We start from the raw sequence: 23,797 nt of genomic DNA, 5'->3' as shown, positions 1-23,797 counted from the left end.
TTCAGTGCTCGAGGCTGGCCTCGGGGTCGTCGTCGGCACCGCTCGTCGACTGGGATTCCCGGCCAAGATGCAGGAAGTGCAGGTGGCGTTCGTGCTGATCGAGGATGTCGCCGATGACCTGCTCCTTCGAGTAGCCGGTTATGTCATAGCCTTGCGTTCCTTCGGCCAGGTAAACCTCAACGCGGTAGTACTTGTCTTCGCTGCGCTGGGTTCGGGTGGCGAAGGATGGCGTTTCGAACTCCCCGGGCCACAGTTTGTAGGCAAAGTCATCTTCGTCGCCCATTGAAACCGCGAGGTCGAGGTGGGTCAGACCACACGATTCGAGCACACCCTCGGTGTACTTCACTTCCGCACCTTGCTCGCGCAACTCTTCGGCAACATCGGATAGGGCCGGCCGGCATACATCGTCGATAAACCGCTCGGTCTGGCGTTTGCCCGGGTAGGACATCGACCGCGCCAGCCGTTGGCGCCAGGTGCGCTGGCTGTTGCGGTCGGATGGTGTTGTGCGCTCGGACAATGATCCCGGCAGAGTGCCACGCAGACTATCGAGCTTTCGCCCTTCGATCCGCAGCGCCTTGTATAGGCCGTACATGATGAAGAACATGACGAAGGAGAACGGCAAGCCCATGATGATGGTGGCGTTCTGCAGGGTGGTCACACCACCGACGATGAGCATTCCCAGGGTGAGCAGGCCGGTAGCGGCAGCCCAAAAGATACGCAACCACTTGGCGCCGTCATCCGCGTTCGAGCGCAGCCGTGAAGTGAAGTTCGACATCACCAGGGCACCTGAATCGGCAGAGGTCACATAGAAGAGCAGTCCGGTGAATGTGGCAACGGATGCACTGAACGGCACGCCGGGGTATTGATCGAGCATCGAGTAGAAGGCGCGTTCAGGCTGGTTCATGGCGACTTCACCGAACGCGGTGCCCGCTGCGCCGCCGTTCATCGCGATATCGAGTGCACTGTTTCCGAAGATCGAGATCCAGATCAGGATGAAGAGGAACGGAATGATCAGTACGCAGGCGACGAACTGGCGTATTGTGCGGCCGCGGGAAATTCGGGCCAGGAACAGGCCGACGAACGGCGCCCAGGCGATCCACCAGGCCCAGAAGAACAGAGTCCAGCTATTGAGCCACTCCGTGGGCTGATCGAATGCGAATGTGTTCATCGTCATGTCAGTGAAGTTGGCGACGTAGTCGCCGATGTTCATCACGATGCCGTTGAGCAGGAATAGTGTGTTGCCACTGAACAGAATGAACAGCATGAGCGCGATGGCAAGCACCACGTTCAGCTCGGAGAGTCTGCGAATGCCTTTCTCAACACCGGAGACCACCGAAACTGTCGCCATGATGACAGCGACCGCGATGAGTGCAATCTGAACGCCCACGTTCTCCGGGATGTCCAGCAGGAAGCTGAGGCCGTAGTTGAGCTGCACGACGCCGATGCCGAGCGACGTGGCGATACCGAAGATGGTTCCGAGGACGGCGGCGATGTCGACAGTGTCACCCAGCTTTCCCCAGACCCGCTTGCCGAAGATGGGGTAGAGCGCGGAACGGATGCTCAGGGGAAGGTTGTGACGGTAAGCAAAGTAGGCCAGGGCCATTCCCATCAGTGCGTACATCGCCCATCCGGTGATCCCGTAGTGGAACAGGGTCCAGACCACGGCCTGACGCGCGGCGGCAACACTTTCGCCGTCGCCGGTGGGCGGCGCGAGATACTGGCTCACCGGTTCGGATACCGAGAAGAACATCAGGTCGATGCCGATACCGGCGGCGAAGAGCATCGAGGCCCAGGTGAACATGCTGAACTGCGGCTTGGACTGTTCGGGACCGAGCTTGACCCGGCCGAATCGGGATACCGCGATGAAAACCACGAACACGACGAAGATTGTCGCGGCCAGGAAGTAGTACCAACCGAACCCGCCGGAGATCCACCCAACTGCTGCCGAGATCGCCAGGTCGGCAGACGATGGTGAGATGATCGCCCAGAGCGCGACCGCAACGATGACCGTGGCCGAGCCGAAGAAGACTGTCCGGTTTAGTGTCGACGCCTTCGCCAACGGGTTCTTGGCGGAGGGCGACGTGGGCCCGGCAGATCCGGAATCGATGGTTTTACTCATTTTGTCCTTACGGCTCGGGCCAATGAACGCGATCTCTGATTGCATCGGGGCGTTCTGCGACCTTCGACTATACAACGTCGGTCCGGTCTTGGCGGGCCTGAGCGAAGGGCGCCGTGCTGTATTAGTCCCTCAATAACAGCAGTGAAATCGCCGTCTGACTAGGGGGATAGCAGACTCAGCGTCCGGAGCCGGCGGACAAGCCGACTCGCGATCAGCAGCGAACAGCGCCTCAGTCTTCGGGCGGCACCGGGAGGGTGGGTACCGGAATTGTTGGTGTCTCCGTCTGTGTCGGTTCCGGCTCAGAAGGGCTTGGCTCCGGTTCCGGCTTGACAGCGATCTCGATGGTGATCGTGGTGTGCTGATCGACGGCCTCGCCACCTTCGGTGCTCTGACCGATTACGCTGCCCTCTTCGGCCTTCTCGTCTTCCACGTCCTTGGTCTTGCACTTCAGCTGGTAGTCATCGGATTCCAGGATCTTGCAGGCATCGGACTTGCTACCTTCGCCGGTAACGTTGGGCACCTCGATCTGGCCGTTGGACAGCACCAGGTCCACCTGCTCGTCCGGATCGACCTTTGAGCCCTTCTTCGGGTCGGTGCGGATTACGTTGCCCTTGTCCACATCCGGGCTGAAGTCCTCATTGTTCTTTCCCGCGGTCAATCCAGCCTGTGCGATCAGTTGCCGGGCGTACGTTTCGGTCTGCCCGTTCACGTCCGGAACTTCGATGCTTTCCGGGCCGGTCGACACGAAGAGGGTAACTGTCGATCCTTCGGCAACGGTCGTACCGGCCTCAGGGTCGGTGGCCGCCACGTTGCCTTCGACCACCTCGTCATCGTTGCGTTCCTTCTGAACGACCTTGAGGCTTCTGCCTTCCAGGATTTGTTCCGCCTGGCTGGCGGGAACGTTCACCATGTTGTCGAGCTTAAATGTCACGGGCTCCGGCTCGGCCGTGCTGAGCGCGACCAGCCAGTAGCCGAGTGCGCCAAGCAGCGCGGCGATGAGCACGCAGGCGAGTACGATCATGCCCGTTTTGCGGGTCTTCTTCTTTTTCTCCTCGACGGGCGGCTCGTCATCGCCGGGATTCGCTCCGGCCTCGCCCAACATCATCCGGTCGAAGGTTGTCTCGGCCGGATCGGACTCGGCGGTGCCGTTTGCGCCGTTTGCTGTTTGCATCGGATAGACCGCGGTCGGCTGCTGCGGGAAGGCCTGGGTGGCTCCTGCCGCCCCGGCTGCAGCCGCAGCTCCCGCGGCCCCGCCGACGAGGCCTGCCGCGCCCATGGCGACGGTGGCATCGTCATCCGGGCCGGAAAGGCTCAGCGGACGGCCGTCCCGGGCAGCGAGCACGTCATCGCGGAACTGCGCGGCATCCTGGTAGCGTTCGTCCCGCTCTTTCTTCAGGGCGTGCATCACGACGGCGTCCAATGCCTCGTTGATCGCCGGATTGATCGACGAGGGAGGCTCAGGAACTTCCCGCACGTGCTGATAGGCGACAGATACGGGAGAATCACCGGTGAACGGGGGTTGCCCGGTCAATAGCTCGTACATCAGGCAGCCGGCTGAATAAAGGTCGCTTCGCGCATCGACGAGCTCGCCACGGGCCTGCTCGGGCGAAAGGTACTGAGCGGTCCCGACTACCGCCTGGGTCTGTGTCATCGTGGCGCCGGAATCCGCCAGCGCGCGAGCGATGCCGAAGTCCATCACCTTCACATCGCCATTCGGCGTCAGCATGACGTTTGCCGGTTTGATGTCGCGGTGCACGATGCCCGCCCGGTGGCTGTACTGCAGGGCAGACAGCACGCCTGCCGAAATATCCAGGGCCTCGCGGATCGTCGCGCCGCCCTCGCGCTTGATGATTTCACGCAGGGTTTTGCCCTTGACGTACTCCATCACGATGAACGGCACGTGGATGTCCTCGCCGCCGGCCTCGTGAACGACCTCTTCGCCAGAATCGTAGACCGCGACAATTGTCGGGTGATTCAGCGCAGCTGCAGATTGTGCCTCACGGCGTAACCGAGCCTGGAAAGACGGATCACGGGCAAGGTCGGAACGCAACAGCTTGATGGCGACGGTTCGGCCGAGCCTGGTGTCGAGCCCCTCGTGAACCTCGGCCATGCCTCCACGGCCGAGGATGGATCGAATTTCGTAGCGTCCAGCTAGTACGCGACGATCGTTCATAGTTTCTCCGAATGGGAATTGTTCGTGGTGCCGGCTCCGGTGTTCTCAGCCGTCGTGTCGTTCAGCGAGCCCTCGCCACCACCGTTGCCATTGCCATTCCGGCCGCTGTTATCGCGGCCATTGCCGTTGCCCTCGCCGCCGTCATCGTTATCCGTCTCACCCTCGGTATCCTCCGGAGTGGTCGGCTGCTCGGAGGTCTCGGTTTCGGACGGGTCGGGTTCATTGCCTCGTGATACCTCGACGGTGACGGTTTCGCCCTCGGTAAAGGTGTAGCCGTCGCCTCCGGGGCGGATGCCATCCACGAGACCGAAGTCCCGGTCGCTCTCAACCTGGACCTGCCTGACCTGAAGGCCCTTGGCGATCAGGTCCTGGGCAACCTCGTCGCCGGCCCGGCCGATGTAGTCGTCCGGGTTAATGGTGACGGTCTCATCCGCGGGCTCGGAAGTCTCGGTTTGCTCCGGTTCCTCCGTGGTCTCCTGCGGTGGTGGCGGAGACGAAGGCGATTCCTCTTCCGTTGTCTCGGTCCTGGTCACCACCGTCGTCGGCGCCGACGATGTCTCGGTCGGCGGCGGGGCGGTGGGCTTGAAAACGGTGTTGGCAAGCAGGATGCCGAGCAGTACGAGTAGCAGCAGGATGCCGATCACGATGGCCGCGATCTTGCCCTTCGACATCTTTTTCTTCTCGTCGACCTGCTCGGCGTCTGGGTCGCCGTCGCCATAGACGTCGGAGGCCGCGTATTCCCCGCCGGCTCCGACGACGTCATCGAAATTCTGCGTGTGCCGGCCGCCTGCCGCAGCGCCGGCGGCAGCCCCGGCTCCGAAGGCAGCGGCGGGCACGACGGTGGTGGCCTGCGTCGGACCGCTGTCCATCACGGTCGTGGCCTGGGTCGCACCGCCATCCGTGATCATCTCGGGCACGGCTGACTCCGCGGCGGCGACATCGTTTCGTCGCAGCGCATCAGCGGCGGCGGCCAGACTCCTGGCCTCTTGCGGACGGTCGGTGGGCTTCTTGGCCAGCAGGCAGTCCACCAGGCGTCGCACCGGCTCCGGAACGGAGTCGGGCAGCGGCGGATGGGCTTCGTTGACCTGGGCCATCGCGATGGCGACCTGGCTGTCGCCGGTGAACGGACGTTCCCCGACTAGCGCCTCGTAGGCGATGACACCGAGGGCATAGATGTCCGATGACGGTGCCGCCGGCTTGCCGGTGGCCTGTTCCGGCGCCAGGTACTGCGCGGTTCCCATCACCTGTCCGGTCTTCGTCAGCGGAACCTGATCGGTGACCCGGGCAATGCCGAAGTCGGTGATCTTCACCCGCTCATCCGGCGTAATCAGGATGTTTCCGGGCTTCACGTCGCGATGCACGACTCCGGCCTGATGGGCAGCGTGCAAGGCGAGAGCAGCCTGCGAGACGTAATCCAGCGTGCGGTCGACGCTTAGCTGCGGGTCGCGATCGAGGATGGCGGACAGCGGCTCGCCGGGCACGTACTCCATCACGAGGTACGGCGAATTGTCCTCTTCGCCATAGTCGTAGACGCCCGCGATCCCGGGGTTCGACAGGGCGCCCATATTGCGGGCTTCGGCGCGGAAACGCTCGAGGAAGCTCGGGTCGCCGGTGTATTCCTCTTTGAGGATCTTGGCGGCGACGACTCGAGAAAGAACGACGTCGTCGCCCTTCCACACCTCGCCCATGCCGCCGACGGCGATTCTTTCGGTCAGCTTGTACCGGTTGCCCAGTACTACGCCACTTGCTGGCCTCATTTGTTCAACACCGCCTTGGTAATTGCTGTGGCCACTGGACCGGCGACCTGGGCTCCGGATGCGTCGCTCCCGGCATTACCGCCACTTTCGACGACGACCGCCACCGCGACCTTTGGGTCATTCGCCGGAGCGAACGACGTGAACCAGGCGTGCGGTGCAGCCCCCTCCACGTTCTGCGAGGTGCCGGTCTTGCCGGCGACATCGATACCGGGAATCTTCGCGCTGCGTCCGGTGCCGGAATTCACCACGGACTGCATCATCTCGGTGAGCTGGGCGGCCGTGTCCTCGGAAATCGGCTTGGACAGCTCCGAGGCGCTCGGCTTCTCGATCACGCTCAGTGACTTCTGGGTAGTCACCTGCTTGACCAGGTTCGGCTTCATCAGGGTGCCATTGTTGGCGATTGCCGCGGACACCATCGCGATCTGCAATGGCGTGGCACGCACATCGAACTGGCCGATCGCGCTCTGCGCCGTCTGCGGGGCATTGGGATCATCAGGAAAAGTGCTTTCCGAGACGTTCAACGGAATGTCCAGATCTGTCTCGAAGCCGAACTTCTGTGCCTGCTCGCGGAGCTTGTCCGCGCCGACGTCCATGCCGAGCTGGGCGAACGCGGTGTTGCAGGAGATAGTGAGTGCCTGCATCATCGAGACCTTATCGTTGGGCCCGCAGGCCCGTTTGTTGGAGTTCCGGATCACCGAGGTCGTTTGCGGCAGGTCCAGGGCGGCGGACCCGTTCAGCTCGGAATTCGTGTTGAAGTCACCTGACTCCAGCGCGGTGGCAGCGGTGACAAGCTTGAATGTCGAACCCGGCGGATACAGGTTGCCGGCGATGGCGCGGTTGAAGTACGGCTTGTCCTCGTCGGTGCTCAGCGCCTCGTAGGCAGCCTTGGAGTCCTCGCCGTTATGGGTCGCGATCTTGTTCGGATCGAAGCCGGGCTTGGAGACCATTGCCAGGATCTGCCCGGTCGAAGGATCAATGGCGACCGCTGCGCCCTTCTGACCGCCGAGGGCGTCCCAGGCCGCTTTCTGCGCCTTGGCGTTGATGGTCAGTTCGACCGCCGCGCCAGCCGGCTGTTCGCCGGTGAACAGGTCTGACATCGTTTGGTAGAACAGCGCGTCGTCGGTGCCGGCCAGCAAGTCGTTCTCGGCCTTTTCCAGGCCGGTCGCCCCCTGCAGGATCGAGTAGTACCCGGTGATCGCCGAGTACATCTCGGGGTCGATGCCCTTGCCGCCATAGGTGCGCAGGTACTTGTAGTTGTCGTCGCTGGCGACGGACTGCACGATTGGCTCGCCATCGACCAGGATCGGTCCGCGGTCCCGTCCCAGCTCCTCGTAGAGGGTGCGGGAATTGAATGAGTTGCTGCGCAGGTCGTCAGCGGTGATGAACTGGGTGTACGTCGTCGACGCCAGCAGCAGGGTAAACAGGACGAACGTCACCACGGCGAGATGACGTAATGGCTTATTCAAGGACGTTCACCGCCTGACGTTGGTAGATCGTCGGAGCTGCCGCCCCGACGATTCGGCCTGGCCACACCCTGTGTGCGGCCGCCCTGCGAACGTGCTGCCTTGTGCTGGTAGCCGGCCAGTTCCGCATCGCTGAATTCCTCGCGGCGCCTGGGATCGGTGTCGCCGTCGTTCAGCGCGGTATCGTCCTCCAGGTTTGCCGCGGCACGGCGTTCCTCATCCGGGATGACTCGCAGCACACCGGTCTCGAACTCCGCCGCTGGACGGCGAGCGTTGTCCGAGATCCTCAGCAGCAGGCCGACGATGATCCAGTTGGCCAACAGCGACGATCCGCCGGCGGCGAGGAACGGCGTGGTCAGACCGGTGAGCGGGATCAGCCGGGTGACGCCGCCGACCACAATGAAGCACTGCAGGCCGATCGTGAAGCAGATGCCTGCCGCGAGCAGCTTGCCGAAACCGTCACGAACGCCGAGGGCGATCCGCAAACCGCGTTCGACGAACACAACGTAGAGCATCAGGATGGCGAAAAGGCCCACCAGGCCGAGCTCTTCGCCAAGGGACGGAATGATGAAGTCCGAGTCGGCGAACGGCACGATGTCCGGACGGCCGAGGCCGAGCCCGGTTCCGGTGAGTCCGCCGTGAGCCATGCCGAACAGGCCCTGGACCAACTGGTAGCTGCCGCCGAACTCCTTGTTGTACTGCTCGGGATCGAGAGCGTTCAACCAGCCGTCGATCCGCTGCCCGACGTGGGTGAACAGTTGAGAGGCAAGCACCGCACCGCCGGCGAACAGCAGCAGGCCGATGATGATCCAGCTCTTGCGTTCGGTGGCCACGTACAGCATCGCGACGAACAATCCGAAGAACAACAGGGAGGTGCCCAGGTCGCGCTGGAAAACGAGCACGCCGACGCTGGCGAGCCACGCGATCATGATCGGCCCCATGTCCCGGGCGCGGGGCAGTTGCAGGCCGAGGAACTTCGGCCCGGCGAGTGACAGGGTGTCCCGGTAGCTGACCAGGTAGCCGGCAAAGAAGATGGCGAGCAGAATCTTCGCGATCTCACCCGGCTGGAACGAGAGCGGGCCGACGCCGATCCAGATCCTGGCGCCGTTGATCGTCTTACCAAGGCCGGGAATGAGCGGCAGCAACAAGAAGACGATGGCGGCAAGGCCTGAGGTGAATGTGTAGCGGCGAAGCATCCGATGATCGCGCAAGAACATCACGATGCCGATCGCGACGGCGATGCCGAGCGTCATCCAGATCAGTTGCTTTGCCGCGGTGGCCTCGAAACCGAACCGCTCCTTGGCGATGTCGATCCTGAAAATCATCGCAATGCCGATGCCGTTGAGCATGATTGCGATTGGCACTATGACTGGATCTGCGTACTTTGCCTTCCAGCGCACGGCGATATGCAGCAGGACGGCGAGCAGTATCAGCCAACCGCCGTAGTAGCTCACGTTTGCCGGCACGGTGCCTTCGGTGCCGATGCCGACCAGCGCGTAAGCCCCGACCGAAATGATCAGAGCCATGCAGGTGAGCAGGAGCTCGACGCCGCGGCGGGTCTTAGGACCGCGGGGTCGCGAATCGCGATCCGCCCTGGCCTCATTTGCCCGGTCGCGGGCGGTGCTGCGCTTCTTCGTTAGTGACGACATCACGGTTTCCTCACCCCCCCGGTTGGCCTCTCCCCTGGCGTCATCGACGCTGTCGGGGTGGCGGTCGGGCCCTCGAGGCCGGGTGCCGGTGGATTGTCGGAATTGTTCTTCAGGCTTTCGACTACCTGCCGGGCGGCGTCGAGCGAATCGGCGGGAATCGTCTGCGAAACGCGCTGCTGCGAGTACGTCGGCAACGAGGTGACTGAAACCTCCTGCTCCTCGTACAGGTGGCTGAGCCGGATCGGGCCCAGGTCCTGGGAGACGCCCTGGTAGATGGCGACCTTGCCCTGATGGCTGCCGACGAAGTACTGGCTTTGGGTGTAAGCGTAGGAACCCCAGCCAACCGCGATGGCAAGCGCGACCACGATGCCGATCACAAGCGGCGGCAACCAGCGTCGACGGCGCGGATGCTCGTCGTCCCAGTCGGCCAGATCGTCATCGTCGACGTCGTCATCATGCGGCTTCTTGCCCCGCCGACCGGCCTTCCCGGACCCGGATTCCCGGCCGTCCTTGTCGTCGGCGGGATGACTGCTGTCGTCTTCGGCAGAGAGCTCGACCGGGAGATCGGAGATCGCTCCGGCCGCGGCCTTGGTCTCTGGTACCTCGCCGGTGTGCACCCGGTGGGAGTACGAGGGGTTGATCCGCACTGAACCAACAAGTTCGTGCCGCTCGGTGGCATCGTTTGCATCGGCGACCACGTCGGCCAGGATGACGGTGACGTTGTCCGCGCCGCCGCCTTCCAGTGCCAGGTCCACCAGGCGGTCCGCGCACGCGCCGAGATCCGCGATCTCATGCAGTGCGTTTTCGATGTTTGCGTCCGAGGTGAATCCGGAAAGACCGTCCGAGCACAGCAGCCAGCGGTCGCCGACTTTTGCCTCCCGGATAGACAGGTCGAGTTCGGGCGAGGATCCGACATCGCCGAGCACGCGCATCACGACCGACCGTTGTGGATGCCGTTCTGCCTCTTCCGGTGTGATCCGTCCCTCGTCGACCAACAGCTGTACGAAGGTGTGATCGTGGGTGACCTGGGCCAGTTCGCCGTCGCGCAGCACGTAGGCGCGCGAATCGCCGATGTGCGCCAGCGCGAATCGTCCATCCGCGCGAAGCAACGCCGTCACCGTGGTGCCCATGCCGGCAAGTTCGGGCTGGGCCGCGACCCGCTCGGAGAGTCGGTCGTTCGCGTCCAGGATGGCCAGCCGAAGGTGTTCCAGTGCCTCAAGGCCGTGATCGTCGGAGTCGAGGTGTTCAAGTTCCGCGACGGTGACCGCGCTGGCGACATCACCGCCGGCATGGCCACCCATGCCGTCCGCGACCAGCAGTAGATTTGGGCCGGCGTAACCGGAATCCTGATTGTTGGAGCGCACCGAACCCGTGTGGGAGCGCGCCACGAACTTCAGGGCCGGTGGCGGCGAATTCTGCTGCTCTGGACTCAAGACCTAAGCTCCAGGACGGTCTGGCCGATCCTGATAGGCACGCCGGGAGCGACCGGCACATTGTGCGTGACCGGCGTATTGTTCAGCGTCGTGCCGTTGGTCGAGCCGAGGTCCTCAAGGAACCATTGACCGTGCTGCGGGTAAATCCGGGCATGGCGCGACGAGGAGAAATCGTCGCTGAGAACGAGGGTGCACTCGGGTGCCCGGCCGATCAGGATCGGAACGGTTCCGAGTGCCACGACGGCGCCCTTGAGCGAGCCCTCCGTGACGACTAGCGTGTTGGGCGGCAATTGGCGGTGCGGCGGAGCGGCAGCTGCGGGTGGTGCCGGCTGCGGACTCCGCGGTGCGGGCGCCTCTGCCGGTGCCTCGGCCGACGGGCGTGGTTTGCGGGGGGCTCGTGCGGAGAAGAGGTCCCGGCGGAGCACCGCGGCTACGGACAGCACGAATACCCACATCAGGACAAGAAGTCCCAAGCGGAGTGCGGTTACGGTCAGTTCGCCCATAGTTTTACGTTGGCTTCGCAGTGCCGTTGAGAGTGAAGACGACATCGGTGCGGCCGGCGCTGACCACGGTTCCTTCGGTCAGTGCGACCTTGGTGATCCGCTGGCCATGGATGAATGTGCCGTTGGTTGAACCGAGGTCGACGGCGGTGGCATGTGTGCCTTCGAGCCGAATCTCGAAATGCCTGCGGGAAACTCCCGGGTCGTCCAGCACGATGTCGGCGTCGGTGCCGGAGCGGCCAAAAACGGTGATTGATTTGGTCAGCGGGTGCTGAACGCCGTCAATGTCGACGGCAGCCTGTGGCGTCGCCTGATGTGTCGTGGCAGGAGCCGGGGTGCCACCCGGGTATCCGGTGCCAGGGGGTGTGACGCCGCGGCGCACCGGGTTGCCGGGACGTTGCCGGCCGGCGGCATAAGCGCCCGCCCCGGCGGCTGCTGCGCCGGAGTGGCTTTGCTGTCCGTGTGGATCCGGAATGATCGGGTGCGATCGGGATTGCGGATCGTAGCCGCCGCGATTGGCGGGCTGGGCCGCGGAGGAACCATCGGGGCGCTGAGTTGTCGAGCGCACCCGGTACATGCCGGTGTCGAGGTCGCCGACCTCTTCGAAGTGCACGGTGACCGGGCCGACGAAACTGTAGCCCTGGCTTGCGGCGTGCTCGCCCACGACCTGTCGGAGTTCGCCGGAAAGCGCGTCGGATAGATCCTGGAACCGGTCGAAGTCGTTCTGGGAAAGTTCGATCGTGAAAGAGTTGGCGGTCAGCGTCCTGCCCCGGGAGACGACGGCCGCTCGGGAATCGGTCTCGCGGCGAAGGGCACCGGCGAGCTCGACAGGCTGAACTTCGGAACGGAAGGCTTTGGCAAAGGCGCCATTGACTGCACGCTCGATGCCCTTCTCAAAGCGATCTAGTACGCCCATGGTTCGCCTCCTTCCCAAGCGGATAGCCGTGGTCGTGCTGCACGCTTTTACGGCAGCAATCAGCGACCAGACTGTGTCTGCGGAACTTCAGTCTCATGGATGAAAGTTCTACTATCAACTTCAAACCCTACTTGGCAAGGCTGAGAAATCCCGCAGCGACCGCCAGAATCGGGCGAAATTGTGGTCGCGGATGAGGCGTGGATCACGGCAGGCGAGGCCCTAAACGCAGCTTTGCTGCTGCTTGTATTGCTTCGCTCGTCAGGGCCGATGTGACCTAAGACCGCACGGTGATGCGCCGATTTTCTACTCCACCCCGAAAGATGCTAATGTTCAATCTGCTCGCGCGAGTGGCGGAATTGGCAGACGCGCTGGCTTCAGGTGCCAGTGCTCGAAAGGGCGTGGGGGTTCAAGTCCCCCCTCGCGCACAACAGGGTAGGTTGCTATCTACCTTGAGCGGGTAAACGAAACTCCTCATCGGCTTTAAGTCGGTGGGGAGTTTTTCGTGTGCCGGGCCGGGCCCGACTTCGCTTGTTGCCCGCGGACTTCGCCTGTTGCCCGCGGACTTCGCCGACAAATGCTGCCGCTAGGACGCGCCGAGGCCGGATTTACGCTCGCATGGTGAGATGTCGAAGGTTACCGGCCAGTTAGCTGCTGCATTTGTCGCTCGCTCGCGTCAAGGCCCGACCCGGTAACGCAATCGACGCAGGGACAGCAGCTAGGCAGCTGGAACCGTGCCAAAGGCTCATATCAAGGCCCGTTCGATCGTTTGCGGGTGAGAACAGGAAGCCATCATGATGTCAGTCCAGTGTTGTAGGACAATGCGCGAGGATAGTCCTATGAGTTCGTCAGCGACGGCGTTGCAGTGCCTGACTCCTCGAATGTCGCTCGCCCGTTGCAGAAGCTTTAGTTGTCAACCGCCTATTTGGCCGCTTGCCGGAACGGCGAGTGTGGAGGCGTCCTGCGTCGGGAGCAATTGTATTCCTCAGACTGTTTCGGAAGGGAAGAAGGTTGGGGAAGCGAATGGGAAGATGTCCAAGGATTAGATAGAGGTGCTCCGCGGGCAGGATCGTCCTGTCTGGTTGTGTTCTCATCGAGCATGATGGTGCTCGATCTCGTAGTGATGGGGTGGAAAAGAGTGGTGAGCGAGGCAGTGGAACCGGATCCCGGTGCATTGATCGGCCGGGAGGTTGCCTGGCGACGGCGGGCAGCTGGAATGTCCATGCGAGAGCTCGCATCGAGGGCCAGTATGAGCCAGCCGTTCCTCAGCCAGGTCGAGCGGGGTATCAGCACACCGTCTATGACGTCGGTGTACCGCCTTGCGCAAGCGCTGGGTATCGCCCCTGGTGATCTATTGCCAGCGCCTAAGCCTGAGGTAAGCGTCGTACGAGCGGGTGAAGGGCGACGATTGCCGATTAGCGAGAGCTCGGGTACCGCCGGGATACGGGCACTGCTGCTGGCTGATGCACTTCCGCTGACCGTTCTCGAGTACACCATCACTCCGGAGGAGCATATTGAGGACTGGTATCAGACCGCGGGGGAGAGTGGTCTCTTTGTACTGGAGGGGGGAATCGTCGTTCAGATCAAAGAAGGTTCGCGGTTCGTCCTAGAAGCGGGCGACTTCGTTCATCTTCCTGCGGGGATCTATGACCGATGGGCCCTTGTCGGCGAGGAGCCAGCCCGGGTTCTGTTCGTGATCAGTACATCGTCCCACGGCCCCAGGAGAAGTCAGCACTCGACACCGGCGGAGTAATGGGTCCGCCGTCTCAAGGGTAAGGCCCAATCGTCGCTGAATTCGGCCGAAGCGCTCGCGCATCTTGATAGCTGGTACTTATAATGTGGTTGACATCACTTATAAGTCGCTATAGATTGACTCGTGTGGAAAACAATTTCCACGATGCAAAATCACTCTGAGCTTGTTGTCGAGGGCCCCGATCTAAGGGGGGCACCGGCCTTACGTGAGAGAGGCATTCAGCGATGAGAAGATTTATCTTTCGGCGTCCAAAAGCAGCTGGCGCGAGTCCCGTAGCGCCCGAGGATGAGAAGTACCCCTTCTGGCAGACGCTCGCATACGGCACTCAGCACATCCTCGCTATGTACGGGGGTGTTATCGCCCCTCCGATCATCGTCGGTACGGCAGCCGGCCTATCGGCCGGCGAGATCGCACTTTTGCTCACTGCGGGCCTCTTCGTTTCTGGAGCATCGACGATGCTCCAGACGTTAGGGGTGTGGAAGTTCGGCTCGCGCCTTCCTGTCGTTCAGGGGATCTCCTTCATCAGTGTGTCGACGATGGTGGTGATCGTTTCAGATCAGGGACTGCCAACCCTCTTTGGGGCCATCATTGTTGCTGGGGCTGCAGCATTTTTGGTGGCGCCTCTCTTTGGTGCGGTGATCCGGTTTTTTCCGCCGGTCGTCACCGGGTCGATCATCATCGTTATCGGTATCTCGCTCTTGCCCATCGCTCTTACCTGGATTCAGGGTGGAGTAGGTGCGGAGAACTTCGGCAGCATGTCGAATCTCGGGCTGGCAGGCTTCACCTTCGTAGTCATCATGCTACTGAGCAGGCTTTTTCAGGGAGCCATCTCGCGGTTGTCCATCCTTCTCGGCATTATCATCGGCACCGCTCTGGCTGCCGTGATGGGACAGGCTGACTTTAGTACCGTTGGCGATGGGCCGGTCTTCGCCGTTCCGGGACTGATGCCATTCGGGGCACCGGAGTTCAGCTTCGGCGCCATTGTGTCAATGTTCATCGTCTGCCTCATCATCATGATCGAGACTGCAACCGCAGGGATCATTACTGTCGGCGAGATCATTGGCGCCAAGGTGGACGCGAAACGAATCACCGCTGGCCTCCGGGCTGACATGATTTCAACGACCGTTGCACCGATCTTCGGCACGTTCCCACTCGGCGCTTTCGCTCAGAACGTCGGTCTCGTTGCGCTAACCGGCATTAGGAGTCGGTATGCCGTGGCAGCCGGCGGAGGCGTGATGCTGCTCCTTGGGTTGCTGCCGATCGTGGGCCGCGTCGTGGCCGCCATCCCTTATCCGGTGCTCGGTGGTGCTGGCATCGTACTCTTCGGCACGGTTGCGGCCAGCGGCATCCGGAGTCTTGCCACCGTCCGCTTTGATGGCAACCTGAACCTCGTGATCGTTGCCGTCACCGTGGGAGTGGGCATTATCCCCCAACTCGCTCCCGATTTCTGGAGCAGCGCACCCGGCTGGCTCGCGGTCGTTCTGCACTCGGGTATAACCGCCGCAGCGGTACTGGCCATCTTGCTCAACCTCTTCTTTAACGAATGGTCGTGGGGCAAGCGTAAGGATCCGTCGATCACGGCCGCGGGTGTAGAGGCCGCCGTCGAGGCTCAAGGGAAGACCAATTGACGAGACCCTCGTCCGACAGAACAACACATATTAGGAGATATCGACATGGCTATATTTGAAACAGCGGAGGCGCCACAGCCTGACGCAAGGCCAGATGAGGCTCGATCGTTCGACATGGGTCACATGGACTATGGCAAGTCGGACGTGAGGTTGGTGCGTGTCCACCGCGACGGTAGTCGTCATCGCATTAGTGATGTCCGCGTGGACGTCCTCTTAGAGGGCCGGATCCGACAGGGATACCTTTATGGCGACAACACTGACTGGATGTCTACCGACACGATCCGCAATAGCGTCTATTACATCGCAGACCAAGGCTTTGAATCCAGCATTGAGGAATTCGGCAAGGACCTTGTGCGCCACTACTGCGCGACAGGCCCTCTGACGGATCGGGCCACAGTTTCAATCACCGAGAAACTATGGGACCGAATCCCTGAGGGAACCGATGGACACGACCACGCCTTCGTGAGGGCCGCTGGCCTGCGGACTGCCTCCGTTTCAGGGGATGGAGAGACGTTTCAGATCAACGCCGGCATCACCGACCTGCAGGTGCTCAAGACAACCCAGTCGGGGTGGGAGAACTACCTGAAAAACGATCTGACGACTTTGGCAGAAACAAGCGACAGGATCCTGGCAACCACAGCAACCGCGGAGTGGACTTACTCCCAGAGCTCGGAGGTTGACTTCGACGCGACGTGGACGGGCGTGCGTGAGCAGCTACTTCACACGTTTGGTGATCACTACAGCCCGGGGGCGCAAAATGACATCTATCTCATGGGACGAGCCGTCCTCAAGAAGTACGACGTGATTTCAAAAATCCACATCTCGCTGCCCAACCAACACCACGTTGAGTATGACATGACGCGGTTTGGCCGCAGCAATGAGAAGCGGGTCTACCACGCGACCGCAGAACCTTCCGGCCTGCTGCAAGGGGAGGTTGTCCGTGCCTGAAACCCTGCTGGCCGACACAGACTCCGAGCATCCTGTGTCACTGTCGGTCGATGAGATCAACACGCTGGCCGAGGAGGACTTTGTCCACTTCTTCGGCGACATCTACGAGCACGCGCCATGGATCATGGCGGCGGTGGCCACGTTGCGGCCGTTCGCCTCCCGTGCAGACATGTATATAGCCTCTGCGATGGTGCTGGACGATGCGTCCGAGAAGGACCAGCGGGCGCTCCTGGGAGAACATCCAGAGCTGGCCCGGCCGGACCTCAACGAAGGATCCCTCACAGTCGAGTCGGCTCGCGAGCAGGAGGGCGCGGGCCTGGCCATGCTCGACGGCTCGCTCAAGGGCGAGCTCAACGAGATCGCTCAACGCTACACCCAGCGGCACGGTTTCCCAGGGGTGGTTTGCGTGCGCGAGCACCCCAACACCGCGTCGATCATCGCCGAACTCAACCGCCGCGTGGACCGTCAGACTGCCAAGGAGGTGCAGACTGGTGTAGCCGAAATCAAGAAGATCGCTCGGCACCGCATTATCAGTCGGGTCAGTGAGAAGCCGGGCGGACCCGGGTACCTGACCACTCACGTGCTTGATACCGCCTACGGGACGCCAGGCGCCGGGATGGGGTACGACGTCGCCTACGTCCGTCATGATCGCCGGTGCCCGGTGGCGAGCGGCCGCACCAATAGCGACGGGCGATCAGAGAGCGCCCTCCTCTCAGGGGCCGACTTCATTCCAGGGGAATACGAGATCGTATTCAGAGTTGGCGAGTACTTCTCCGGCTGTGCTGGCTCATCGGGAGGCCGCTACCTCGGCGACGTCCCGATCCGGGTGATCGTGGACGAACCCGATCAGCACTACCACGTGCCGCTGATCGTCTCCAACTGGGGCTACACCACTTACCGGGGCTCATGATGGTGGGGAGAACCTTTACTATCCGGCGGGCACAGGTTGTACACCCAGGTTTCGTGGAACTGGCAGACCTACAGGTCGAGGACGGCATCATTGCCGCCATCGGACCCGAACTTACGGGCGCTGGCGAGGAGATCGACGGTGAGGGACAACACCTGCTCCCGGGCGTCTTTGACTGCCATGTGCACTTCAACGACCCCGGCCGTGCCCACTGGGAGGGATGGCCCACCGGAAGCGCCGCCGCCGCCATGGGCGGCACGACGACAGTACTGGACATGCCCTTCAACTCGTTACCCCCCACGGTCGATCGCGCCTCCTTCGAAGCCAAACTCGCTGCCGCGCGCGGTCGCAGTCTCGTCGACTTCGGGCTCTTCGGCGGATTACACGGTGGCAACCTGGCTCACCTGGAAGAGCTGTCCGATCTCGGTGTCGCCGGATTCAAAGCCTTCATGTGCGACACCGGACTAGACGAATTTCCCGGGGTAACGGAGGATGAACTTTATAACGGAATGCTCACATGCGCGCGACTCGGGCGGCCTGTTCTTGTGCACGCTGAGACGCATCCGGGACCACACGAGAACACAATCGACGGCACGTTGACAGAACAGGTCCGGGGTTATCTTGGCGCCCGTCCCGCCAGCACGGAGACGAAAGCCGTCCGGCGAGCAATCGAGATGGCCGAGGCTACCGGGGCCCGCCTCCACGTCGTTCACCTCTCCACTGGGGAGGGCGCTGCACTGGTCGCCGAGGCGCGGAGGCGCGGAGTGGATGTCAGCGCGGAAACCTGCCCGCACTATTTGACCTTCACCGCGGAAGACGTCGAGCGCCTCGGCGCGCTGGCCAAATGCGCTCCACCGATACGCGACCAGGACAACCGCGAGGCGCTCTGGTCAGCAGTAACCGAGGGCATCATCACCATGGTGGGCTCCGATCACTCTCCAGCAGGCCCGGCGGAGAAACTCGAAGTGCCCTTTGCCGAATCTTGGGGTGGCATCGCGGGATGCCAGTCACTCTTACCCGTCATGCTTACCGAGGGAATGCATGGGCGAGATCTTAGCCTTCCCACCATAGCTAGGCTCCTCGCTTCGGCCCCAGCCGAGCGCTTCGGATTTCCGGCTAAAGCGGGCCTCCGCGTGGGTGCTGACGCTGACCTCGTTCTGGTCAGGCTGAGTGACAAATTTGAACTCTCCGTGGAGGCCCTGCAATACCAGCACCAGATAAGCCCCTACACCGGTCGCACATTCACCGGCAAAATCGCCCGGAGCTGGCGTCGAGGAACCCCGCTCGTGGTCGAGGGGCATCTCATGCCCACCGCCTCGGACGGCAAGTTCCATGCCGCAAGCACTCCCACGCCCCCTGCCCAGCAACGATGTAAGGAGGTAACAGCTGAAACAACCAGCAGAGGCGATGACTCCACGGCCGACACCTGATAGTGAGACGACAAGAAAGTGTCGTCAACGCCGATTCCTCGGGGCCGCCGCACCTGGAGTCGTACGGCTGCAGAGCAAGGGCGCGACTGCCGGGAAGCAAGCCCATCGTCAGTGCCAGTCCCGAAGAGCGCTGGTACGTTCGCCCGACCCTCCTGCACGACAACACCTACAACCTCCCATATACCCGGCACCGAGCGAGCGGCATCTTGCGTCGGTCAGCCAGCGATCAGGGACATCACCGACGTCCCCAACCGGACGTCCAAGCGACAAGGACACACATGAGTCACTACGTAGATGAGAGCGCCCCCGCGTTCACCTTGCTGACTGACCTGGCATCCCGCCAGCTCGGCGCCAGCGTTGTCAGCGCAAACGACGAACTCTTCGCCCAGCGGGAGAACCTCATTAACCCTTGGGCACCATCGTTTGATCAAGCCGACTTCGGTCACAAGGGCAAGGTCTACGACGGGTGGGAAACCCGCCGTAGACGGCAACCGGGCAACGACTGGGCGATCGTACGTTTAGGCACACCAGGCGTAATCCGCGGGGTCGTCGTCGACACTGCATGGTTCCGGGGCAACTACCCGCCTTTTATCTCAATCGAGGCTCTCGCCTCGGATGCCTACCTGTCCGCGGAAGAGCTTGCGACGGCAAAGTGGTCGACGCTGGTGGCCAAATCGACCTCGGTGGGCGACAGTAAAAACTACTTCCAGGTCTCCGACCAACGCTGGTGGAGTCACGTGCGGCTGTCGATCTATCCGGACGGCGGCGTTGCCCGTCTCCGCGTCCACGGCGAAGTCGTGGCCGACCCTCGGTTTCTCAGCGGCACCGTCGACCTGATAGCTGCTGAGAACGGAGGACGCCTTGTGCGCACCTCTGACGCCTTTTATTCGTCCCCGGCGCAGGTCATAATGCCCGGACGAGCCCAAAACATGGGCGACGGCTGGGAAAACGCCCGACGTCGCGAGGATGGCAACGACTTCGCGGTTTTCGCTCTCGGCCATCGCGGCACCATCCGCCACCTCGAAGTCGACACTCAATACTTCGTTGGCAACGCCCCAGGTTGGGCTCGGGTTTCGGCAGCCGACGTTAGCGACGGTGATCTCGACAGTGCCGTCTGGACGGACGTGCTTGCCAAGCGTGCCGTACTACCAGACACCCGCCAGCGCTTCTTGGCTGAGCAATCCATGGAAGCTACACATGTCCGGCTCGACGTTTACCCCGACGGTGGCCTGAGCCGCTTTCGGCTCTGGGGCGAGGTGAGCGATGACGCCCGCGCCGCTGCCGCGGACTGCTGGCGGGCTCACAGCAGTTGAAAGGTATCCCTGGTTTCAGGTAGCTAACGCAACATTGTTGACTAGTCGTCGGTTTAGTTTTTCGGCTCGGGTGTTGAAACCCAAAGATTGACGGGCCGGATGCCGGGACAGTCCATTCACTCAACGATCAGCACGGGTATCTGTCTGCAGATGACCTGTCCATCGGCTCAACCCTCAGGTTTGGGCTATCGCATCCATCTACCGCATTCGGCAAGTGGCAGCTATTCCCGGTGGTGCCGATGATGCCCGTCTCGCCCCGGTCCTGCAGCACAACCCACTCGCCATCGTGATTTTTCGCGTAGCTAATAGTTCCGTCGGTTGTCTGATGGGTGGAGACCACGGTCCATACGTTGATTGCGTCCATGCCACCACGGTGGTGTAATGCCCTTATGCATGTAAACCCTTACGGCGAAGGAGCCGTCAAACTCGGCGTTGTTCTGGCGAACGCGGCACCGACGTCGATGTCGAAGATCAGGTCGTACTGTCAGGAAGCGGGTCTGTTGCTGCCCAACGATTCGATAGATGGCGTTTCCTATGTCAGGGAATTCATCGACGAGTGGGCAACACTTGCAGATATCGCCGAGCCTGAGGGCAGAGCCAATACGCTCAACGCCCTGCTCGCGCTGCATACCCAGACACCAAGCATCACGAACCACGCCGGGGACGGTTGGCATCTGCACTTTCGTTCGCTGGAGCTGCCGAGCCCCCGCGTCATCACCGCCTTCATCAGCGCCGGCACCGCCCTGCACTTCGTCAACCGTGGAATACAACGGCTCAGCCGCTGCGCCGACCTGACCTGCCGCAAGGTGTTTGCCGATTTCTCTCGTCCCGGGTCCCAGCGGTACTGCTCCAACCCATGCGCCAACCGCGACGCTGTCAGGCGTCATCGGTCGCGGCAAGCCCTCGGGCAGGCCCGGTAGACGTAGCCGAGTCCCGGCCGCCGAGTCGCCACAGGTCGCCATCATCGGCGCTACTCGCACGGTCGGCCGACGACACCTAGTCGGTCCGCCCAAAGAGGGGTGGGGGCCTTTGCGAGTTGGTACTGAGGTCTGACGGCAATCAGTTCGTGGGCTGATCACCGCCGGCGCGCACCGAAATAGCGTTAGTTGTATGAACACACGCAGCACGCTCATGAAGGCCCTACCACTCACACTGATCATCGCCGCCGCGGGCGCATCGCTCACAGGATGCGATGTCGCCGACTCACTGCAGGAGCGCGGCAACGGACACACCAAGTCGTATGAGTTCGAAACCGGCGCCGAGGGAAAACAGGCCAAGGCTCTTCCCGCCTGGGTGCCTGACGACGCGAAGCAGATCAAGCAAGTCAAGCGGACCACCGGCAATGAACGCATCATCGTCCTGACCGGCGACCCGAAGGCACTTCCGGAAAGCTGCACCGAGCTTGCCAAGGATGACGCGCCGAAACAGGTCGACGATTCGCTCGACCACGCCACGCTGAAGGCTGACTGGTGGGAACCTGGCACCGAGACGAAGGCCACGGTCGCCTGTGACGACTGGTCGATCGCCATCGATGGCGACACGATTCGGGCCTTCGTCCCTGAGCTGAACGTCGTCGAGATCGAAGACCAGCCCACCGTCTACAAGTAGTACTCCGAAATGCCGGAGAGACGCACACGCACCCAGGCTCTTGTCGGGTAAGGACTCATGACTATTGCACACCAGACGCCCGAGGTAACATCGGGCGCAACTTCACCAGCTCGCATCGTTACCCTCGACGTCCTACGCGGATTCGCCCTGTGCGGAATCCTGTTGGCGAACATCGGCCAGATCACGTTGATGGGTATCGATGTGGCCGAGTACGAGCCGCAAGCGCCGAGCCGTTGGCTTGGGCTGCTGGTCGATGAACGATTCTTCCCGATCTTCTCCCTGCTCTTCGGCGTCGGATTCGCCATGATCCTGGACTCGGCGAAGCGGCGGGGCGTGTCCCCGCGGCTTGTGCTACTACGTCGATTGCTGATGCTGGGCGTCCTCGGTGTGGCTCATCATCTTCTCCAGCCGGGAGAAGCCCTCTTGCCCTATTCCATAGTTGGCATCGTCGTTCTACTCCCGGCCTCATGGCTGCCGAGGATCTGGATTCTGCTGGCCGGTGCCGGTTTGCTTATCGCAAGCGTGGTGGCGGGCGGCGGACTGATCAGTATTCCGGGACTTTTCCTGCTCGGCCTGGCAATCCAGCGGTACGGCGTGATCGGCCGGATAACCGGGAACCGGCGGCTCGCGGCGACCTGCGCCGTCATATCGCTTGCCATCTCGGTACCGCTGTTCCTGGGCCAAGCCACGGCGGAGAACTTGGGCAATGAGACCCTCGCCGGCGCTGCCGGGCTGGCAATCGCGCTCACCTACTGCCTGTTGATTGCTCTGCTGATGCACACTCCGGTAGCAGCCTTCCTTACGCGTGCCCTCGCTCCGCTTGGGCGGCTTGCGCTGACCAACTACATCGCGGCGACCCTGCTCGTTTTGCTCAGCACGACATTCATCGACTACCGAAACTCGTACCCCTGGGGCGCGTATTTCGGCACGGCGGCGGTGATCATCGTCGTCCAGTGGGCGTTCAGCTCGATCTGGCTTCGCTTTTTCAGGTACGGACCACTGGAATGGGCGTGGCGCACCGTCACCTGGTGCCGGCTGGTGCCGATTCGGAATCCCGCCAGCGCCTAGTCCGGAAGCGAAACGGTCCGCAATCTCCTTAAGTAGGCATACCGCGCCGGCATTGTGGACCGTTTCGGGTGAATGCGCCGCCTCAGGCCTCGCTTCAGGCATAGAACGACGGTCGCGCCGGCGCATCGATCGATTGGATGCCGCCCCCCTCGAGGGCCGCGATCCCAGCCTCGCACGCGCGCGAGACGAGATAGCCATCCCACGCGTTCGGACCGTCAACGAGCGTGCCGGCGCGCACCGCGTCGACCCAGCGCTGCACTTCGGCATCGTAGGCGTCGGCGAAACGCGTCACGAAGCTGGTGTGCTCGGCGGTTGAGACCCGGCCGCCCTGCCAGAGCTGCAGGCCCGATGGCTGGCCGATATGGGCGATGCCGCTCTCGAAGACCGCTTCCGCCGCGACCTGGTAGCCGAATTGCACGCTGACATTCATCTCCACGTCGACAAGCACGCCGTTCTCGAGCTCCATCAGGACAAGAATCGGCTCGCGCAGCCTTTCGGGAGCGAGAGTGTTGCGCCGCGGGAACTTCACCTCGACCGTCTTGATCGGTGAGCCCGCCAGCCAGGGCACCACGTCGAACTCGTGCACGACCGAATCGGTGATCAGCATTCGCTGCAGATAGCTCTCCGGCACCGAGGGGTTCCGGTGTATGCAGTGCAGCATGAGCAGTTCTCCCGCGTCGCCCGCCGCGATCACGTCGCGGAGCGCTCGGTACTCCGGGTCGAAGCGGCGCATAAAGCCGACCTGGATGTGAGGCCGATCGAGCTTCTGTTCCTGCTCCAACACGGCCCAGGACGATGTGGAGTCCTGGGTCAGCGGCTTCTCGCACAGGATCGGAAGCCGTGCGTCGAGCGCGGGCTCGAGCACCGGGAAATGGAACTGGCCAGGCGTAGCGACGAGCACGGCATCGACCGTACCGGCGTCGATCGCGTCCTCGATGCGGGTGAAGGTAGCGGTGCCCGGCGCAGACTCCGCCGCCGCTGCCGCGCGGTCCGGGTTGGGCTCGATGATGGCCGAGACGGCGGCGCCGCTGGTCCGGTGGGTGATGCGCGCAATGTGGTCGGCACCCATGGCCCCGGCCCCGACGACACCCACCCGGAGTTCGTTACTCATCCTGCGTTCTCCCGTTCGTTTTAG

19 protein-coding genes and 1 tRNA gene are annotated in these 23,797 nt (G+C 62.4%); 11 read left to right on the top strand and 9 right to left on the bottom strand.

Going from position 1 to position 23,797, the window contains the following annotated elements:
* Nucleotide 1: 1 nt before the first annotated feature.
* The 8 genes from betT to LWF01_RS16900 all read right to left on the bottom strand — a co-directional run bounded on the left by betT (nucleotide 2) and on the right by LWF01_RS16900 (nucleotide 12,010).
* Nucleotides 2–2,119: a choline BCCT transporter BetT gene (betT, locus tag LWF01_RS16935; protein WP_349638545.1), complete on the bottom strand. Its 2,118-nt coding sequence runs from the start codon at nucleotides 2,117–2,119 to the stop codon at nucleotides 2–4.
* A gap of 229 nt (nucleotides 2,120–2,348) precedes the next feature.
* Nucleotides 2,349–4,292 (bottom strand): Stk1 family PASTA domain-containing Ser/Thr kinase, encoded by a 1,944-nt coding sequence (gene pknB, locus LWF01_RS16930; RefSeq protein ID WP_349638544.1) that lies wholly within the window; start codon nucleotides 4,290–4,292, stop codon nucleotides 2,349–2,351.
* Nucleotides 4,289–6,049: a serine/threonine-protein kinase gene (locus LWF01_RS16925; protein ID WP_349638543.1), complete on the bottom strand. Its 1,761-nt coding sequence runs from the start codon at nucleotides 6,047–6,049 to the stop codon at nucleotides 4,289–4,291. The genes pknB and LWF01_RS16925 overlap by 4 nt, the downstream gene beginning before the upstream one ends.
* Nucleotides 6,046–7,515: a peptidoglycan D,D-transpeptidase FtsI family protein gene (locus tag LWF01_RS16920; RefSeq protein WP_349638542.1), complete on the bottom strand. Its 1,470-nt coding sequence runs from the start codon at nucleotides 7,513–7,515 to the stop codon at nucleotides 6,046–6,048. The genes LWF01_RS16925 and LWF01_RS16920 overlap by 4 nt, the downstream gene beginning before the upstream one ends.
* Nucleotides 7,512–9,161, bottom strand: a complete 1,650-nt coding sequence (locus tag LWF01_RS16915; protein WP_432761971.1) for an FtsW/RodA/SpoVE family cell cycle protein — start codon at nucleotides 9,159–9,161, stop codon at nucleotides 7,512–7,514. The genes LWF01_RS16920 and LWF01_RS16915 overlap by 4 nt, the downstream gene beginning before the upstream one ends.
* The gene (locus LWF01_RS16910; protein ID WP_349638541.1) at nucleotides 9,161–10,594 is read right to left on the bottom strand and encodes a PP2C family protein-serine/threonine phosphatase; all 1,434 of its coding nucleotides are present in this window, start codon (nucleotides 10,592–10,594) and stop codon (nucleotides 9,161–9,163) included. The genes LWF01_RS16915 and LWF01_RS16910 overlap by 1 nt, the downstream gene beginning before the upstream one ends.
* Nucleotides 10,591–11,097, bottom strand: coding sequence for an FHA domain-containing protein FhaB/FipA (locus tag LWF01_RS16905; protein WP_349638540.1), 507 nt, complete (start codon nucleotides 11,095–11,097; stop codon nucleotides 10,591–10,593). The genes LWF01_RS16910 and LWF01_RS16905 overlap by 4 nt, the downstream gene beginning before the upstream one ends.
* Nucleotides 11,098–11,101: 4 nt before the next feature.
* Nucleotides 11,102–12,010 (bottom strand): FHA domain-containing protein, encoded by a 909-nt coding sequence (locus tag LWF01_RS16900; protein WP_349638539.1) that lies wholly within the window; start codon nucleotides 12,008–12,010, stop codon nucleotides 11,102–11,104.
* Between the two features lie 341 nt (nucleotides 12,011–12,351).
* Here LWF01_RS16900 and LWF01_RS16895 point away from each other — a divergent pair.
* The 11 genes from LWF01_RS16895 to LWF01_RS16845 all read left to right on the top strand — a co-directional run bounded on the left by LWF01_RS16895 (nucleotide 12,352) and on the right by LWF01_RS16845 (nucleotide 22,662).
* Nucleotides 12,352–12,435: transfer RNA gene (locus LWF01_RS16895), tRNA-Leu, on the top strand.
* A 713-nt stretch (nucleotides 12,436–13,148) separates the two neighbouring features.
* A complete protein-coding gene (locus LWF01_RS16890) occupies nucleotides 13,149–13,760 on the top strand; it encodes a helix-turn-helix domain-containing protein (protein ID WP_349638538.1) in 612 nt (203 codons plus the stop codon).
* Between the two features lie 224 nt (nucleotides 13,761–13,984).
* Nucleotides 13,985–15,388: a nucleobase:cation symporter-2 family protein gene (locus LWF01_RS16885; protein ID WP_349638537.1), complete on the top strand. Its 1,404-nt coding sequence runs from the start codon at nucleotides 13,985–13,987 to the stop codon at nucleotides 15,386–15,388.
* A 45-nt stretch (nucleotides 15,389–15,433) separates the two neighbouring features.
* A complete protein-coding gene (gene pucL, locus LWF01_RS16880; protein ID WP_349638536.1) occupies nucleotides 15,434–16,336 on the top strand; it encodes a factor-independent urate hydroxylase in 903 nt (300 codons plus the stop codon).
* Nucleotides 16,329–17,246, top strand: coding sequence for a 2-oxo-4-hydroxy-4-carboxy-5-ureidoimidazoline decarboxylase (gene uraD / locus LWF01_RS16875; RefSeq protein WP_349638535.1), 918 nt, complete (start codon nucleotides 16,329–16,331; stop codon nucleotides 17,244–17,246). The genes pucL and uraD overlap by 8 nt, the downstream gene beginning before the upstream one ends.
* 53 nt (nucleotides 17,247–17,299) lie before the next feature.
* Nucleotides 17,300–18,673: an allantoinase AllB gene (gene allB / locus LWF01_RS16870; RefSeq protein WP_349638534.1), complete on the top strand. Its 1,374-nt coding sequence runs from the start codon at nucleotides 17,300–17,302 to the stop codon at nucleotides 18,671–18,673.
* A 278-nt stretch (nucleotides 18,674–18,951) separates the two neighbouring features.
* Nucleotides 18,952–19,986: an allantoicase gene (gene alc, locus LWF01_RS16865; protein ID WP_349638533.1), complete on the top strand. Its 1,035-nt coding sequence runs from the start codon at nucleotides 18,952–18,954 to the stop codon at nucleotides 19,984–19,986.
* A gap of 86 nt (nucleotides 19,987–20,072) precedes the next feature.
* On the top strand, nucleotides 20,073–20,276 hold the full coding sequence (locus tag LWF01_RS16860) for a hypothetical protein (RefSeq protein WP_349640949.1): 204 nt from the start codon (nucleotides 20,073–20,075) through the stop codon (nucleotides 20,274–20,276).
* 99 nt (nucleotides 20,277–20,375) lie between these two features.
* Nucleotides 20,376–20,906, top strand: coding sequence for a CGNR zinc finger domain-containing protein (locus LWF01_RS16855; protein WP_349638532.1), 531 nt, complete (start codon nucleotides 20,376–20,378; stop codon nucleotides 20,904–20,906).
* A 190-nt stretch (nucleotides 20,907–21,096) separates the two neighbouring features.
* Nucleotides 21,097–21,594 carry a hypothetical protein gene (locus tag LWF01_RS16850; protein WP_349638531.1) on the top strand — a complete coding sequence of 166 codons (498 nt, stop codon included), beginning with the start codon at nucleotides 21,097–21,099 and terminating at the stop codon, nucleotides 21,592–21,594.
* Nucleotides 21,595–21,651: 57 nt separating this feature from the next.
* Nucleotides 21,652–22,662, top strand: coding sequence for a DUF418 domain-containing protein (locus LWF01_RS16845; RefSeq protein WP_349638530.1), 1,011 nt, complete (start codon nucleotides 21,652–21,654; stop codon nucleotides 22,660–22,662).
* A gap of 94 nt (nucleotides 22,663–22,756) precedes the next feature.
* Here LWF01_RS16845 and LWF01_RS16840 read toward each other — a convergent pair whose 3' ends face one another.
* On the bottom strand, nucleotides 22,757–23,773 hold the full coding sequence (locus tag LWF01_RS16840) for a Gfo/Idh/MocA family protein (RefSeq protein ID WP_349638529.1): 1,017 nt from the start codon (nucleotides 23,771–23,773) through the stop codon (nucleotides 22,757–22,759).
* Between the last annotated feature and the right edge of the window lie 24 nt (nucleotides 23,774–23,797).

The organism is Saxibacter everestensis, from assembly GCF_025787225.1.
Classification (GTDB): domain Bacteria; phylum Actinomycetota; class Actinomycetes; order Actinomycetales; family Brevibacteriaceae; genus Saxibacter; species Saxibacter everestensis.
The sequence above is the reverse complement of the archived record's forward strand: the minus strand, read 5'-3'. Positions and strand labels throughout refer to the sequence as shown.

Excerpts from the sequence above, each read along its gene's own strand:
- LWF01_RS16915 (WP_432761971.1), bottom strand. The coding sequence starts at position 9,161 with ATGTCGTCACTAACGAAGAAGCGCAGCACCGCCCGCGACCGGGCAAAT.
- LWF01_RS16850 (WP_349638531.1), top strand. The coding sequence starts at position 21,097 with ATGAACACACGCAGCACGCTCATGAAGGCCCTACCACTCACACTGATC.
- betT (WP_349638545.1), bottom strand. The coding sequence starts at position 2,119 with ATGAGTAAAACCATCGATTCCGGATCTGCCGGGCCCACGTCGCCCTCC.
- LWF01_RS16925 (WP_349638543.1), bottom strand. The coding sequence starts at position 6,049 with ATGAGGCCAGCAAGTGGCGTAGTACTGGGCAACCGGTACAAGCTGACC.
- alc (WP_349638533.1), top strand. The coding sequence starts at position 18,952 with ATGAGTCACTACGTAGATGAGAGCGCCCCCGCGTTCACCTTGCTGACT.
- LWF01_RS16840 (WP_349638529.1), bottom strand. The coding sequence starts at position 23,773 with ATGAGTAACGAACTCCGGGTGGGTGTCGTCGGGGCCGGGGCCATGGGT.
- LWF01_RS16905 (WP_349638540.1), bottom strand. The coding sequence starts at position 11,097 with ATGGGCGAACTGACCGTAACCGCACTCCGCTTGGGACTTCTTGTCCTG.
- LWF01_RS16885 (WP_349638537.1), top strand. The coding sequence starts at position 13,985 with ATGAGAAGATTTATCTTTCGGCGTCCAAAAGCAGCTGGCGCGAGTCCC.
- pknB (WP_349638544.1), bottom strand. The coding sequence starts at position 4,292 with ATGAACGATCGTCGCGTACTAGCTGGACGCTACGAAATTCGATCCATC.
- LWF01_RS16900 (WP_349638539.1), bottom strand. The coding sequence starts at position 12,010 with ATGGGCGTACTAGATCGCTTTGAGAAGGGCATCGAGCGTGCAGTCAAT.
- pucL (WP_349638536.1), top strand. The coding sequence starts at position 15,434 with ATGGCTATATTTGAAACAGCGGAGGCGCCACAGCCTGACGCAAGGCCA.
- LWF01_RS16855 (WP_349638532.1), top strand. The coding sequence starts at position 20,376 with ATGCATGTAAACCCTTACGGCGAAGGAGCCGTCAAACTCGGCGTTGTT.
- LWF01_RS16845 (WP_349638530.1), top strand. The coding sequence starts at position 21,652 with ATGACTATTGCACACCAGACGCCCGAGGTAACATCGGGCGCAACTTCA.